Annotated in this window: 13 protein-coding genes; 5 read left to right on the top strand and 8 right to left on the bottom strand. The window is 69.0% G+C overall.

Annotated elements, in window-relative coordinates; all coding sequences use genetic code 11:
- Nucleotides 1–73: 73 nt before the first annotated feature.
- Complete coding sequence (locus G4D83_RS16105) at nucleotides 74–1564, top strand: hypothetical protein (RefSeq protein ID WP_163865640.1); 1491 nt, start codon at nucleotides 74–76, stop codon at nucleotides 1562–1564.
- Nucleotides 1565–1567: 3 nt separating this feature from the next.
- Here G4D83_RS16105 and G4D83_RS16110 read toward each other — a convergent pair whose 3' ends face one another.
- The 7 genes from G4D83_RS16110 to G4D83_RS16140 all read right to left on the bottom strand — a co-directional run bounded on the left by G4D83_RS16110 (nucleotide 1568) and on the right by G4D83_RS16140 (nucleotide 6648).
- On the bottom strand, nucleotides 1568–2116 hold the full coding sequence (locus G4D83_RS16110; protein WP_163865641.1) for an isochorismatase family protein: 549 nt from the start codon (nucleotides 2114–2116) through the stop codon (nucleotides 1568–1570).
- 77 nt (nucleotides 2117–2193) lie between these two features.
- On the bottom strand, nucleotides 2194–2604 hold the full coding sequence (locus G4D83_RS16115) for a MerC domain-containing protein (RefSeq protein ID WP_163865642.1): 411 nt from the start codon (nucleotides 2602–2604) through the stop codon (nucleotides 2194–2196).
- Complete coding sequence (locus G4D83_RS16120) at nucleotides 2601–4325, bottom strand: tetratricopeptide repeat protein (protein WP_163865643.1); 1725 nt, start codon at nucleotides 4323–4325, stop codon at nucleotides 2601–2603. The genes G4D83_RS16115 and G4D83_RS16120 overlap by 4 nt, the downstream gene beginning before the upstream one ends.
- On the bottom strand, nucleotides 4297–4938 hold the full coding sequence (locus tag G4D83_RS16125; RefSeq protein ID WP_163865644.1) for a hypothetical protein: 642 nt from the start codon (nucleotides 4936–4938) through the stop codon (nucleotides 4297–4299). Before G4D83_RS16125 ends, G4D83_RS16120 begins: the two co-directional genes overlap by 29 nt.
- A gap of 14 nt (nucleotides 4939–4952) precedes the next feature.
- Nucleotides 4953–5333 carry a hypothetical protein gene (locus tag G4D83_RS16130; protein WP_163865645.1) on the bottom strand — a complete coding sequence of 127 codons (381 nt, stop codon included), beginning with the start codon at nucleotides 5331–5333 and terminating at the stop codon, nucleotides 4953–4955.
- Nucleotides 5334–5418: 85 nt separating this feature from the next.
- Complete coding sequence (locus G4D83_RS16135) at nucleotides 5419–5913, bottom strand: hypothetical protein (RefSeq protein ID WP_163865646.1); 495 nt, start codon at nucleotides 5911–5913, stop codon at nucleotides 5419–5421.
- A gap of 300 nt (nucleotides 5914–6213) precedes the next feature.
- On the bottom strand, nucleotides 6214–6648 hold the full coding sequence (locus G4D83_RS16140; RefSeq protein WP_163865647.1) for a hypothetical protein: 435 nt from the start codon (nucleotides 6646–6648) through the stop codon (nucleotides 6214–6216).
- Between the two features lie 340 nt (nucleotides 6649–6988).
- Between G4D83_RS16140 and G4D83_RS16145 the strand changes: the two genes are divergently transcribed.
- From G4D83_RS16145 to G4D83_RS16155, 3 genes are all read left to right on the top strand, one after another.
- On the top strand, nucleotides 6989–8461 hold the full coding sequence (locus G4D83_RS16145; protein ID WP_163865648.1) for a hypothetical protein: 1473 nt from the start codon (nucleotides 6989–6991) through the stop codon (nucleotides 8459–8461).
- 96 nt (nucleotides 8462–8557) lie between these two features.
- Nucleotides 8558–9268 carry a Bax inhibitor-1/YccA family protein gene (locus G4D83_RS16150; RefSeq protein WP_163865649.1) on the top strand — a complete coding sequence of 237 codons (711 nt, stop codon included), beginning with the start codon at nucleotides 8558–8560 and terminating at the stop codon, nucleotides 9266–9268.
- A 146-nt stretch (nucleotides 9269–9414) separates the two neighbouring features.
- Entirely contained in the window at nucleotides 9415–10569 is a 1155-nt protein-coding gene (locus tag G4D83_RS16155; RefSeq protein WP_163865650.1) for a lytic polysaccharide monooxygenase, read from the top strand.
- A 72-nt stretch (nucleotides 10570–10641) separates the two neighbouring features.
- Here the strand turns inward: G4D83_RS16155 and G4D83_RS16160 are convergent, their stop codons facing one another.
- Nucleotides 10642–10983 (bottom strand): (2Fe-2S) ferredoxin domain-containing protein, encoded by a 342-nt coding sequence (locus G4D83_RS16160; RefSeq protein WP_163865651.1) that lies wholly within the window; start codon nucleotides 10981–10983, stop codon nucleotides 10642–10644.
- Between the two features lie 604 nt (nucleotides 10984–11587).
- Between G4D83_RS16160 and G4D83_RS16165 the strand changes: the two genes are divergently transcribed.
- Nucleotides 11588–14380 carry a vitamin B12-dependent ribonucleotide reductase gene (locus G4D83_RS16165; RefSeq protein ID WP_163865652.1) on the top strand — a complete coding sequence of 931 codons (2793 nt, stop codon included), beginning with the start codon at nucleotides 11588–11590 and terminating at the stop codon, nucleotides 14378–14380.
- Nucleotides 14381–14445: the final 65 nt, after the last annotated feature.

A 14445-nucleotide genomic window follows, 5' to 3' on the forward strand; every position in this document is an offset into this window, starting at 1 on the left:
TATGGGTCCGGTGACATCGCGTTACCGGAAGCAGCCTCGATAGCGACGAGGCGCTTCCGGAGGGGATCGCGACATGAGCTTCCGTGCCTTGGCGATGTGCTGGCTGTTCTGGGCCACCTGCGTGGGCTGCGCGCATGGGCCCCGCACCGTGGAGTCCGAGACGCCGAAGTTCGAGCACGTCTTCCAGAAGCCCCTGGAAGAAGCACTGGCCGTCACCCGGCAGCTGTTCACCGCTCGAGGATACGCCATCGAGGAGACGACGGATCCGACCCAGTTCCTCACGAAGTGGAAGACCCACGACAGGGGCGACACGGGGAACGACCGCTACGTGCGCTTCGTGGTGACGGGCATCTCCGTGGGCCCACGGCAATCCGTCGTCCGCATCTTCCGGATGACCTTCAACGCGATGGGCAACGACGTCAACCAGGTCGATAACTGGTGGAGAATCGAATACATCTATTATGTCCTCCACGACGTGAGCCCCTTCAACGACCAGGGGCCACCGCTCCGAATGGCGCGCGGCGAACGCATCGAGTTGCGCACGCTGACGAACGGCACGCGCGACCTGGACCTCGAGCGGGAGTTGACGCTGCGACTGGAGTCGACCCCCTCGTTGGAGGTGGTGAGCGGCAACGTGCGAGAGGAGCCGCGCCCCAAGGCCGTGCGCGACTCGGACTTCTACCTCACGCGGTGGAAAGACGAGGCGTCCGAAGCAGGCCCCTGCGGCGAAGCCATGCGCGGGCTCCCGGAAGTACTGGACCTTGGACTGACGCTGCTGGTGGGCGAACAACTCGGCTCGCGTGAAGCTCCCGCGGTGGTGGGCGAGTTGGTGTGCCAGGTCGCCGAGGCGGGGCTACCCGTGGCACTGGGGTTGTCCATTCCCCGCACCGAGCAGGAACGGGTGGACCGCTACCTCGCGAGCGCGGGCGCTCCTTCCGACCAGGATGCGCTCCTGGAAGGGCGCTTCTGGCAACGGCCCTACCAGGATGGCCGCAGCAGCCGCGCCATCCTGGACCTCATCGACCGTGTCCGCGCCATGCGCATGGCCGGGCTGAGCGTGACGCTCCTGGCGTATGACACCGACCTGGCTGGCGGAAGCAAACGCGATGGTCTGCAGGCCGCTTTCTGGAACCAGCGCCGCGAGGCACAACGGGCCGAAGTCCAGGTCATCCTCGCCGGCAACACGCATACGCGCACCATCGCCGGCACTCCCTGGGACCAGGACTTCACGCCCATGGCGCATCTCTTGAAGTCCCGACACCTCGTCGTGCTGGAGATGAGCTACGCCCAGGGAACGCGCTGGGGCTGCGACCTGGATCGCGAGGGGAAGCTCCAGTGCGGGCTCATCGGCTCGACGCCCTCGGGCCGGGTGGCGGCACTCCCCGGCCTGTCGCCGTCCATCACGTCCTTCGAATCGCCGACGTCCGAAGGCGTCCACGGCATGATCTACGTCGGAGCGCTGACACCTTCCCTCCCCGCCATCTCCAAGCAGCAGGAGGCGCCTCTCCCCATTCGCCCCCCGCTGCCGCCACGCCGGGATGGAGAAAAACCTCCCATGTTCTAGGCGTCAGCGGACCGCGGCGGAGACCTTCTTGAACTCGGGCGTGCCTGCGCGCCCGAGCAAATCGAACAGCGCGGCCTCCACCGTGGCCACCGTCGCCCCCGCATCGCGGCACAGGTCCAACCCCACCCGCCGGTCCTCCGTCGAACGCGACATCACCGCGTCCGCCAGCAAAACCGGCGTGTAGCCCCGCTCCGCCAGGTCGCGCACCGTCTGGAAGACACAGATGTGCGTCTCCATGCCGGCCAGCAACACCTGCTTGCGAGTCCCCAGCAGCGCGAGCACGTCCGGCACGGCGGCGCTGAACTCCAGCTTCTCCACCGCCTTGAAGCTCCCCAGCTTCAGCCGCAGCAGCGAGTGCGTGGGCCCCAGGCCCTGGGGATACTGCTCGGTGATGATGACGGGGAGGCCGAGCGCCCGGGCGCCTTCGACGGCGGCGCTGGTGCGCGCGAGCATCCTGTCCAACGCGTCGCGGTCCATGGCCGCGCACAGGCGCTCCTGGATGTCCACGACGAGCAACGCGGCCTGGTCCTGCGTGAGACGGAAGGTGGGCATGCCCCCTCTCCTCGCGCGAACGACTCCGGCCCGTCAAGCGGTGGGCGCATCGGACGCCCCAGGCCCGACGCTTCCGCTCAGTGGACTTCGGGCGGGCAACACTCGCGGCACAGGGCCCGGTTGCGCCCGTGTGCCACCGCCATCAACAGCCCGCCCCCCAGATTGAGCCCCAGCTCCCAGCCCTCGCCCTCCGGCACCAGGAACGCCCCCGATGCCAGCATCGTCAGTCCGCTGACGGCGAGCACCGGCACCACCCGGCGACGGTGCAGTCTCCATCCCGGAATGAAGGCCGCGAGCGCTCCCATCAGGGCCAGCGCCAGCAACCCCTGATGCGTCTGTTCCCCGCTCAGCCACCGCGCCGCCGCGGCGGGCAGGAGCCCAAGCACGGCGGGAAGCACCACGCAGTGGACGACACACAGCGCGGAGAGCAACTGCCCCACCCCATCCCAACGCGAGGGCGCGGCGAGACTTCGTTCCAAAGAACTCAACAGGACACCTTCTCCAGGGGACGGAAGTCAGGAGGCACCGGGAGCGGCGCCTCGGACGTGTGGACCAGGCGCAGGACACGGCCCCGTCCGTCGATGTACGTCCTCGCGCGCCGCAGCTCCGGCAGGTGCGAGTCCGCGTCACGCCATCGGTCGAGGAACGCGTTGAAGTCCTGCACCGCCAGCACGCGCTCTCCCAGCGCCGCGCGCGCTTCGGCCAGCAGCAGCCGGAAGTGGCCACAACCAGGGCGCTCCTCGACGAGGGCCCGGGCCAGCTCCAACGCCTTCTCCTCGCGCTCACCCCGCATGCGGGCACGAGCCAGCGTCTCCCGCGCGGGCCGGGAGAACGACGCCGGGCCCGACGCGCGAAGCCGGCGCTCCATGCGCCACGCCCGAATCAACGTGGCCTCCGCGCGACCGCCATCTCCACGACGCGACTCCAGCGCGCCGCGCAACTCGCTCTCCGCGACCTCCAGCACCCGGGAGACATCGCGCGGGCACAGGGCGCGGTTCTCGGAGCGACGCACCTCGGACAACACGGGCTGCAGCAGCTCGAGCGATGCGCACGCGCGCTCCGCGTCCGGCAGTCGCCCCGCGTCCAGCGCGTTGATGCCCCGCGTGTACAACCGGACCCCGTCGCGCAGCGACTGCTCGGCGACGGTCAGCTCGCCGGCGAGCTCCAGCGACACGTCCGCCGCCGCACGGCAGAACCCGAAGCGCAGGTGCGTGGACACCAGCGTGGTCGCCGCGAAGAGCACGGCCTGGGCCTCGCCGCCCGCGGACTCCACGCGCTGACGCAGCCGCCGCGCCCACGTCTGCGCGTCGCTGTACTGCCCCGCCTCCGCGCAACCCTGGCTCAAGAGCCGCATGGCCAGCTCCGCGCAGGGCGCGAAGACGGTGGGCAGCGACTCGGCCGCGAGGTACGCGTCGTCCGCTTCCACCGCGGCCTCCAGCACACGGTAGGCCGCATCCGTCTCGCCCAGCCGGCCCAGCAGACGCCCCGACACCAGCAGCGCGAAGCTGGCTCCAGGCGCGAGCTTCGGGAGCCGCAGCGCGCTCTCCCTCGCCGCCTCGGGCCGGAGGCTCGGGAGCATGGTGCACACCCACGCGAAGTGGACACCCGCGTGGTCCGGATGCGTGCGCAACAACTCCCTCAGCAGCGCCTGCGCGTAGGGCTGTCCCTGTCCGGGGCGACCGTCCGGCTCGTACCCGTCCGCGAGGAAACCGGCCAGCAACAGCCTTGCCTCCGCGTCCTCGGGGTAGCGGTCGACCAGCCCCTCCATCTCCCTCACGAAGGCATGGCGCCCGTTGGAAGGCCCCTTCTCCGCGAGCAGGCTGGCCGCGACGATGTAGCGCTGCTCCACGTCGGGCAGGCCCGCGCTCAGCGCGAGCGCGCGCGTCATCGCCTCCGCCCGAGCCTTGGCGAAGCGCGCTCCAGGCCCTCGCGTCAGCGCCAGGCCCCACCACGCCATGGCCAGCTCCGGGTCCAACCGGGCAGCCTCCGCGAAGGAGCGACGCGCCTCCGGCCCCCAGCCCAGATGCAGCAGGCTCAAGCCCTGGTCGAACCAGGCCTGGGCCTGCGGCACCCGCGTGCTCACCTTCAGGTGAGATGTACCCAGCCCCTCACGGAGCAAGGGACGAGGAAGCGCCTCGTCCTCGACGTCCTCCCATGCGGCCTGGACGTAGACGGATGGCTCATCGTTGCGCAGCAGTCGCGACAGCATGATGTCCTCCCAGTGCCTCGGAACCCGAGGCGCCACAGCCGTTGAAACCCAAATCCAGAGAGCGGATGCGCGTGCCGAGCCGCCACCACGCGGCGGCCAGCGTCTCCGGTGGAACAGGAGGCGCCTTGCGCCGAGCCGCCACGCAGGCGCGCCTCCACTCGAGCCCTACTTCCCGGGCCACCCAGTCCTCGTGCCCGGCGAACCACTCGGCGAGCCCCGTCAGGCTCCGACGGACCTCGCGCCGCTCCTCCACACTGGCGGGAGCCCGCCACGTGCCCAGCTCACAGGCCCGATATGCGGGGCCCTCCGGAGCACGCTCCAACCAGCGAGGGGTGAAGCCGTCTCGTGGGACGAAGACGGCCTGACCGCACTCGCACAACGCGCCGAAGCCCCACAGCGACAGCCGACCTCCGTCCGGCAACGCGACGCAGTACGCGCTTTGACCTTCCACCCCCTCGGGCCGCGCGTGGCGGACCAGGCCGCGACGCATGAGGAGGTTGCCCTCCGGGCAGCGCACGTCCTGCCCGAGGCACCACATGGAGACGTCGAACAAACGGTCCGCGTCCCGGAGGACGTCTCGAGGAAGAATCGGTGGGGCTTTGGCGAATGACACGTGGGCCTCCCGACTCAGCTCGCGGACTTCTTCGCGGGGCCGGCGCGAACGGCCGCGTCACCGAACAGCGCCTTGGGGTCCACCGCGCCACTCCCCTTCTTGGTGAGCACCGCGTTGACGGCCCGCACCAGCTTGCCGCGCACGCGACGCGGCAGCGGCAGGTCCGCGAGCGCCGCCTGGAGCTGCTGCTCGCTCACGCCCCTGCCACTCTTCGGCTTGGCCAGTGACAGCTCCGCGTAGCTCTTGCCCTGCGTGTCCTTGTCGCGCCGCTTGTCGGAGCGCTTGCGCTTCAAGGCGCGGTCGGTGTCGGCCTGGGCCTCCAACTGGCGCGACAGGCGCAGCAGCGTGTCGGAGGCAATCTGCTTCTCGGTCAGGAACTGCTGAAAGGCTCCCATGTTCTTCGTCTCCAGGAGGGGCCGGCGCCAGGGCCGACCCCGGATTCGGGGTGAAGCGCCGGGGCAACGCGCCCCGGGCTCGCGGCTAGTGCTCGTGGCCCTCGTGCGACGCCTCCTCGATGACGAGGTTGACGGACGCCGCCGACGTGGGACCGAAGGTGAGGGTGTGCGTGCCGACCGTCAGCGGGACGATGTGCCGCCCCTTGATTTCGGTGCAGGTCTCGGAGCTCTTGGTGCTCTCCTCGATCTCCACCGCCGCGCCGCTGCTGTCGGTGATGGACACGGGGACGTCCGCGCTGGTGAAGAAGACGTAGTCCGTGGCCTCCGACGCGGCGAACGACACCGAGCCAGAGCGGCCGCCCGTGCCGTCCACCAGCGTGATGTCGTAGCGGCGGTGGTTGTTGGCCACCGTCGGAGGCGTGCCCGTGAGGGTGGCGAGGACGGCGACGGCCGGGCCCTCGCGCAGGTGCTCGCACCCCTCGACGTCGACATTCTCCTCGGGCGCCTCGTCATCATCGCCGCAGGCGGCGGACAGGAGCGCGGTGGACATCAGGAGGGCGGCCAGAAGCTTCTTGTTCATGTGTGTAGCTCCACGTGGATGGACATCAGGTCCCCAGCCACCAACGCCGCCACGAACCCCGCCCAGGGAGGCGGAGCCAGAACGGACACCGGGGGCGGGGTGGGAATCGCGCGGAACGCGCGCGACACGGGGGGCGAGAGCGTGCACGCAGGGGAAACGAGCCATCCGGCGGCGCGTCGCGCGGTGGCTGGCGCACGGCTCCATTTTCGCGGAACCGGACGTCAGTCAGAGGCCACGGACCGCGGCCTACTCACGGCATGACTGTGCCGGGAGCGACGGACGCGTACCCTGGGTGGTGTCTCAGGCGCGAGGCGGAGAGGCCTTGGGGGCCAGGTGCAACCGGGCGACAGGCTCCGCTTGGAAGCGGAACACCGCCAGCGCCGGCGAGGAACGGGTGGGCACGCGCGCAAGGACAGACGTGCCCTCCACCGGAGGCGGGGCCTCTCGGCGGATCAACATGTGAAGACAATGCGCCTCGGCGCCATGACTCGCGGGCGCATCCTCACGGGACGCCAGCCGCACGTCGTCGAAGGACTCCTCCACGACGGGCGCCAGGTGCGAGCCACCCTCCTCCACGTGGACCACCTCTCCGTGCTCCAAGCACGTCGCGTGCTGGACCAGGGCGAAGTGCAGCACGTTCCCCATGTACGCCAGCGCACACACGGCCACGAGCGGCAGCGCCAGCAGGCGAGACCGGGCGAGACACGAAGACGTTGGAGGGAGGGAGCGGCTCACGGGGGAGGGATTTCCAGCGGTAAACGCAATGCGGTTGTAAGCCAGACGGAGCGCGCGTGCAAGTCACATGGAATGACACACATGCCAGCGCACGCGGCGCGGTGGGACGATGTCAGGCCATGGGCGGACCAGGTGAGCGCACGCCTCCGGCCGGCACGACGCACCCCAGGCGGACACACACGGCAGGTGTGATGGACGAGGCCTCGGGCGGCCAAGACCTCGAGGAGGCGTGCCCTGGGGCGGGACGTGGGGATTCGCGCGGATGGACGGTGGGGGCCGCCGGGAATAGGTTCACCGGCTCCCGGGCGAGTCCCGGGCAAGCCGAGGGACAGAAAGACCCGTGCAAGAGCTCATCGACGTGCTGCGACACCAGGCACGCCACTTCGCGCCCGAGCTGTCACAGCTCGCCTACAAGCGGGGGTTGGCGGTGACGCAGTTGGATGGCACCACCCGGCCCATCCCCATCACCGCCACGCCCGTCATCCTGGATGCCGCGGAGATCCGCCGCCGCGCGGAGCTGTCCGCGCGCCTGTCCTCCGCCACGGTGAAGATGGCGCGCGCCACGCTCGACGGACCCGACGCACACGAGCTCCTGGGCGCGCTGTCCCCGCTCGAGCGCACGCTCGCGGAGCGCACCTGGCGGCAGTCCGAGCGGCTGGCCACGACGCGCGTCGACTACTTCGTGTCGGGCGGCAAGCCCTGGGCGCTGGAAGTCAACGCGACCATTCCGGCCATGCAGGGCTACTCGGACATCGCGGCCCGCTCGTTCATCGAGGTGGTGGCCCGGCACTTCCGCTACCCGGAGAAGGCGCTGGCCTCGCTGCTGGCCCTCAACGGCAGCAACGCACTGGCGCTGTACCGCGCGCTCCTGGATGGCTACGCCGCCGAGCGGCCCGGAAAGTTCCCCGACACGGTGGCCCTGCTGTGCCGCCGCAACGACGCGCAGATCTCCGAGCTGCGCTGGCTGTGCGAGCGCTTCCGTGAAATGGGCGCCGACGCGGACGTGGTCCATCCGGACGAGGTCTCCGGCGACGACGCCTTCGAGGTGCGCGGCAAGAAGTACGACCTCGTCTACCGCCACCTCTTCGTGCGGCGGCTGGAGCAGTCGCCGTCTCCGTGGGTGGAGGACTTCCTCTCCACCGTGCCCGGCAAGAAGGCCGTGTTCCTCAACCCACCCGCGTCGCAGGTGGAGGCGAAGTCGACGTTCGCCCGGCTCTCACATGCGCTCGCGGAGCCCGCGCTCGCCCAGGCCGCCGGCCTCACCGACGACGAGCTGGAGGCGGTGCGGACCTCCGTGCCGTGGACGCGGGTCTTCCGCGCTGGGCCCGCCACGGGTCCGGATGGTGGGCGACTGGACGACCTGGTCGCCGAAGTCGCGCGGACGCCCGCCCGCTTCGTGCTCAAGCGGGCCTGGGACTACGGCGGCAAGGCGGTATTCCTCGGTCGCTCGGAGGGCACGGTGCCCTACTCGGAGCGGGTGACGGCCGCGTATGGCGAGCTGCTCGCCTGGCCGGAGCTGTGTGCTCGCGCCGCGTCGGACACGACGGGTGGTGGCTTCGTGGTGCAGCAGATTGTCGACTCGCCTCCGGAGGACCACCTGCTCTGCGAGCCGAACGGGACGGTGCTTCCCACCTCGTTCTTCGTCGACTACTCGGCATATGCCTCGGTGGGGCTGGCGAAGCAGCCTGCCTGGGGGGGCGTGTGCCGGGGCTCCATGGCGGAAATCGTGAATATCGTGGGCGGCGGCGGCGTGTTGCCCCTCATCACCACCGAGGTCGCCTCGAAGCTTTTGCTCGCGTGGAAGGCGATTTAAGGGAAGGTTCCAACGGGGTCCGGGCACGCCCCGGACGAAGACGCTATAAGCAGTGCCGCCGCCGGGCGGGAGCTCCGGCGCGAAAGGATACGATTCATGGCCTGGGAAACTTCCGGATGGCAGACGGCCGAGAGCGACTCGGCCCACTCCGTGCTGGTGCAGGAGTCGAAGCGCGCGTTCATGACGCGTGTACATGGGTGGATGTTCGCGGGGCTGCTCGTCACGGGCGTGATGGCCCTGCTGACGCTGAGCAACGAGACGCTCTTGCGCACGGTCATCGACTGGCGCCTGGGCTTCATGATCGCTCAGGTGGGCGCGGTGCTCGCGCTGTCGTTCCTCGCGCCGCGCCTGTCCGGCCCGGTGGCCGCGACGATGTTCCTCGGCTACTCGGCGCTCACGGGGATGACGTTCGCCATCCTCTTCCTCGTCTACACGGCGGGCAGCATCGCGCAGGCGTTCTTCCTGACGGCGGGCGTCTACGGCGCCATGGCCCTCTACGGCACCATCACCAAGAAGGACCTGAGCGCGTGGGGCACCTTCCTCTTCATGGGCCTCATCGGCGTGGTGCTGGCGAGCGTCGTCAACATCTTCATGCGCAGTGACATGATGTCCTTCGTCGTCGCCTGCGCCTCCGTCCTCGTCTTCGCGGGCCTGACGGCGTACGACACGCAGAAGCTGCGGGAGATGCACGCCAACAGCGGCTACAGCAGCGCCGCCACGGTGAGCATCGTCGGCGCGCTGACGCTGTACCTGGACTTCATCAACCTGTTCCTCGCCATCCTCCGGCTGATGGGTCGCCGCCGGTAGTCGGCCAGTCGACAGTTCCAGCCGAACGCCGGGCAAGCGGCGGCGCGTTCCCTCTGCGGACCGCGTCGCCGCTTTTTCGTTTTCAAAGCGTTGACCCGATTTCCGGCCTTCCTTCCTCCATCCATCCGCACCGGAGGAAACCCACAATGTTCAGGCCCCTCGCGTCATCACTCGTCGTGCTGTCCCTGCTGTCCGCCAGTCTGGCGTCAGCGCACGGCTCCATGGAGGTCCCCCTCAGCCGCGTCTACAGCTGCTTCAAGGAGGGTCCCGAGTCGCCCAAGTCCGCGGCGTGCAAGGCCGCCATCCAATCCGGAGGCACGCAGGCGCTCTATGATTGGAACGGCGTGCGGCAGGGCGCGGCCAACGGCCGGCACCGTGAGCTCATCGCCGACGGCAAGCTGTGCAGCGCCGCCAACGAGAGCCACAAGGGCCTGGACCTGGCGCGCACGGACTGGCCCGCGCCCCTCATCGCCCCCGACGCCAGCAACCGCTTCGAGTTCATCTTCCACGCGACGGCGCTGCACGCGACGGCCTACTTCCACCTGTACGTCACGAAGGAGGGCTACAACCCGGCGCTGCCGCTGAAGTGGAGCGACCTGGAAGCCACCCCCTTCTGCACGCTGACGGGGAACGCGCTGCAGTCGAACAACCGCTACCGCTTCACGTGTCCCTTCCCCCAGGGCCGCACGGGGCAGCACGTCATCTATGCCATCTGGCAGCGCGCTGACAGCCCGGAGGCCTTCTACTCGTGCAGCGACGTGAAGTTCAGCAACACGCCGCCGCCGCCCACGTCATGGAAGGAGCTGGGCGCGGTGCAGGCCCGCGAGGACCTGCCGGCCCGGAGCAAGGTGACGCTGCGCCTGTTCAACAGTGGCGGGAGTGACGCGGAGACGCACCCGCTCCAGCTCGACTCGGCCACGCCCGCGGCCACGTGGATGTACCTGCTGGCCCAGCGGGTGAACGCCAGCTCCAGCCGCGTGCAGGTGGGTGAGCTGCAGTCGACCGGCGTCGTCAACCCCGTCAACAGCGCCACCGGCAACCGCGTCTACTCGCGCGAGGCGAGCGACAGCTTCCAGTTGGACATCGAGAAGCCCTCGGGCGGCGGCGGTGGAGACCCGGCGGAGTACACGTATCCGAATGGCATCTCCAACTACGTGGCGGGAACGCTCGTCCAGGGGACGAACGGGAGCGTCTACCGCTGCAAGCCCTTCCCCTACTCGGGCTGGTGCCAGGGCTCCGCGCCGTACTACGCGCCGGGCACGGGCAGCCACTGGGGCGACGCGTGGGAGTTCGTGCGCTGAAGCGGAGCAGGTCCGCAATCACGTCGCCCTGAGCCAGCTTCGCGACACCCGAGGGCGGGGAGCCGACAGTCGTCAACTCTCCGCCTTCTCCTTTCGCGCGAAGGGCATCACCAGCCGCGCCACCGGGCGGCCATTCATGAGGTGCTCCTCGACGATTTCGGGCACGTCCTCCACCTTCACTCCGCCGTACCAGGTGCCCTCCGGGTAGACGACCACGGAGACGCCGAAGGAGCAGGTGTCGAGGCACCCGGCCGCGTTGGCGCGCATCCGCCCCTTCACCCCGCGCTTGTCCAGCTCCGCCTTGAAGGCCGCGCGCACCTCCTCCGCGCCCTTGGAGGCGCAGCATCCCTTCGGATTCCCATCCGGGCGGCGGTTGGTGCAGACAAAGACGTGGCTCTGGAACGGAGGAGGCATGAGCGCCTCCTAACGCGCCGGTCCGCCGAAATCGACCCCCACCTGTCCGCCGGACAACGCACCGAACAGGCGGCCAGATGACGAATCGGACCTCCGCCCCTAGCGAGCTACAGGGCTGATGCACAGACTTTCAGCAAACGTCCCCCAGTGATCACGCTCGTTTGCGCCGGAGTGACGCTACATGTCTCGCCAGTTGTTATCAGTAAAGGTAGAGCCCCTATTTACATGGCGCGACGGCGGCCTTAGATCTCGCCCTCGCGGTCGCGCGTGCTACAGGCCGCTACGCCTTTCCCCCGCACCGAGGCTCGCCTGCAGAGCCCCATTTAGCAGTGTGTGCGACACTTCCCAGCACTACTAATAGGGTCAGTCCGGTTCTTGATCACTCGCGCCTAAACACGTATTGATCCGGCCGCCCGGCCAGCGGCCAGGCAATCTCCCCATCTGGAGTCCGGGGCCCCTGCCCCGCCACGAAACGCTTCGCGAGTCCACTCCGGAGTCGTCCACGCCAGTCCGTGTGACGTCCCTGGAACCTTCGGAATCTCGCGCCCTTAGCGTTTCGCAAAATTTTGCATTCCAACCCAGAGTGAATTCGGAGGGTGGCGACATGGAGAAGGAGCTGAGTGCGAAGCCCATGGTGAGCGGGAAGGAGCGGCGGGCCGGGCGCGGCAAGGTGAAGGTCGCCGCGACGGGGCTGAGCGTGGAGCGCTACTTCACGACGCCTGGGGTGGACCCGGCGGACGAGCTCGCGTGGGAGTACCGCAGCGCGAGCATCACCGGTGAGGATGGCAAGGCGGTCTTCGAGCAGAAGAACATCGAGGTCCCCCGCTCCTGGTCGATGCTGGCGACGAACGTCGTGGCGTCGAAGTATTTCCGCGGCACGCCGGGGACGGCGGAGCGCGAGACGAGCGTGCGCAAGCTGGTGGCGCGCGTGGTGGACACCCTGGCGCGCTGGGGCGTGGAGGGGGGCTACTTCTCCACCGAGGCGGCCCGGGAGACGTTCCACGCGGAGCTGACGCACCTGCTCCTGCGGCAGAAGGCGTCGTTCAACTCGCCTGTCTGGTTCAACGTGGGCGTGGAGGCGCAGCCGCAGTGCTCGGCGTGTTTCATCAACAGCGTGGATGACTCCATGGAGTCCATCCTCACGCTGGCGCGCACGGAGGGCATGCTCTTCAAGTACGGCAGCGGCACGGGCAGCAACCTGTCCAGCATCCGGGGAAGCAAGGAGCTGTTGGCCGGCGGTGGCACCGCGTCCGGTCCGGTGTCGTTCATGCGCGGCTTCGACGCCTTCGCCGGGGTCATCAAGAGCGGCGGCAAGACGCGCCGCGCGGCGAAGATGGTCATCCTCAACGCGGACCACCCGGACGTGCTCGAGTTCATCCGGTGCAAGTCCCACGAGGAGAAGAAGGCCTGGGCGCTCATCGAGGCCGGGTATGACCCGTCCTTCAACGGCGAGGCGTACTCGTCGGTGTTCTTCCAGAACTCGAACAACTCGGTGCGCGTCACCGACGACTTCATGAAGGCCGTCGTCAGCGACGGGCCGTGGCAGACGCGCGCGGTGAAGGATGGCCAGCCGCTGGAGACCCTGCGGGCGCGGGCCGTGTTCCGCGAAATCGCCGAGGCCGCGCACCTGTGCGGCGACCCGGGGATGCAGTTCGACACGACGGTGAACCACTGGCACACGTGCTCGGGCACGGCGCGCATCAACGCGTCCAACCCGTGCTCGGAGTACATGTTCCTGGACGATTCGGCGTGCAACCTGGCGTCGCTGAACCTGATGCACTTCCGCGACATCGCCGGCGACTTCGACGTGCCCGCCTTCAAGCACGCGGTGGACGTGCTCCTGCTCGCGCAGGAGATCATCGTCGGCTTCTCGCGCTACCCCACCGAGCGCATCGGCAAGAACAGCCACGACTACCGGCCGCTGGGACTGGGCTTCGCGAACCTGGGCGCGCTGCTGATGGCGTCCGGCCTGCCGTATGACTCCGACGCGGGCCGCAACTACGCGGCGGCCATCACCTCGCTGATGTGTGGCGAGGCGTACGCGATGAGCGCGCGCATGGCGGAGAAGCAGGGCCCGTTCGCCGGCTACGCGAAGAACGCGGAGCCGATGCTGGGTGTCATCCGCAAGCACCGCAAGGCGGCGTACAACGTCCCCTCGCAGGGTGTGACGTCGGAGCTGCACGCGGCGCAGAAGGCGGCGTGGGACGCGGCGCTGGCGCTCGGCGAGGTGCACGGCTTCCGCAACAGCCAGGTGACGGTGCTGGCGCCCACGGGGACCATCGGCTTCATGATGGACTGCGACACCACGGGCATCGAACCCGACATCGCGCTCATCAAGTACAAGAAGCTGGTGGGCGGCGGGATGTTGAAGATCGTCAACCAGACGGTGCCGCAGGCGCTGGAGAAGCTGGGTTATCCGCAGACGCAGGCGCAGGACATCATCAGCGCCCTGGACAAGGCGGACACGATTGAAGGCGCTCCCCATCTGAAGGCCGAACACCTGTCGGTGTTCGACTGCGCGTTCAAGCCGGCGAACGGCTCGCGCAGCATCCACTGGATGGGCCACATCCAGATGATGGAGGCCTGCCAGCCGTTCCTCTCCGGCGCCATCTCCAAGACGGTGAACATGCCGTCGGACTCCACGGTGGGGGACATCGAGAAGGCCTACATGGAGTCGTGGAAGCGCGGCCTGAAGGCGGTGGCCGTGTACCGTGACGGGTGCAAGCGCACGCAGCCGTTGAACACGTCGAAGGAGTCGGTGAAGGACACGCGCAAGGCCCCGGTGGCCGCCGCCGTCGTCGAGCCCGCGGTGAAGCCCGAGCCTCGCGCGGTGCGGCGCCGGCTGCCGGACGAGCGGCGCTCCATCACCCACAAGTTCTCCATTGGCGGCCATGAGGGTTACCTCACGGTGGGCATGTATGAGGACGGGGCGCCGGGCGAGCTGTTCATCGTCATGGCGAAGGAGGGCTCGGTGGTCAGCGGGCTGATGGACAGCTTCGCCACCAGCATCTCCCTGGCGCTCCAGTACGGCGTGCCGCTCAAGGTGATGGTCGACAAGCTGAGCCACACGCGCTTCGAGCCGAGCGGCTTCACGGGCAACCCCGCCATCCCCATCGCCAAGTCCATCACCGACTACATCTTCCGGTGGCTGGAGCTGAAGTTCCTGCCGAACGAGGACGCGGTGGAGGACGCCATCCTCGCTCCGGCGGACGCGCCGGCGACGAAGCCCGCGCTGCCCGCGCAGGTGGCCTCGCTGTCGCTCCCCGCGCAGAACACCCGCGCGACGTGGCTCAACCAGGCGGACGCCCCGCCCTGCCACACCTGCGGCGCCATCATGGTGCGCAGCGGCGCCTGCTATAAGTGCGGCAACTGCGGCGCCACCAGCGGCTGCAGCTGAGCGCGGAAGACGAACATCCGCGGTGACGAGGGCTCCGGAGCCGATGGTTCCGGGGCCCTCGCCGT

Origin of the sequence: Myxococcus eversor (genome assembly GCF_010894455.1) — a bacterium.
Lineage (GTDB): Bacteria > Myxococcota > Myxococcia > Myxococcales > Myxococcaceae > Myxococcus > Myxococcus eversor.

What these genes read in the sequence shown, in the direction of transcription:
- G4D83_RS16130 (WP_163865645.1), bottom strand. Translation starts at nt 5,333, where the DNA reads ATGGGAGCCTTTCAGCAGTTCCTGACCGAGAAGCAGATTGCCTCCGAC.
- G4D83_RS16150 (WP_163865649.1), top strand. Translation starts at nt 8,558, where the DNA reads ATGGCCTGGGAAACTTCCGGATGGCAGACGGCCGAGAGCGACTCGGCC.
- G4D83_RS16110 (WP_163865641.1), bottom strand. Translation starts at nt 2,116, where the DNA reads ATGCCCACCTTCCGTCTCACGCAGGACCAGGCCGCGTTGCTCGTCGTG.
- G4D83_RS16160 (WP_163865651.1), bottom strand. Translation starts at nt 10,983, where the DNA reads ATGCCTCCTCCGTTCCAGAGCCACGTCTTTGTCTGCACCAACCGCCGC.
- G4D83_RS16105 (WP_163865640.1), top strand. Translation starts at nt 74, where the DNA reads ATGAGCTTCCGTGCCTTGGCGATGTGCTGGCTGTTCTGGGCCACCTGC.
- G4D83_RS16120 (WP_163865643.1), bottom strand. Translation starts at nt 4,325, where the DNA reads ATGCTGTCGCGACTGCTGCGCAACGATGAGCCATCCGTCTACGTCCAG.
- G4D83_RS16155 (WP_163865650.1), top strand. Translation starts at nt 9,415, where the DNA reads ATGTTCAGGCCCCTCGCGTCATCACTCGTCGTGCTGTCCCTGCTGTCC.
- G4D83_RS16135 (WP_163865646.1), bottom strand. Translation starts at nt 5,913, where the DNA reads ATGAACAAGAAGCTTCTGGCCGCCCTCCTGATGTCCACCGCGCTCCTG.
- G4D83_RS16165 (WP_163865652.1), top strand. Translation starts at nt 11,588, where the DNA reads ATGGAGAAGGAGCTGAGTGCGAAGCCCATGGTGAGCGGGAAGGAGCGG.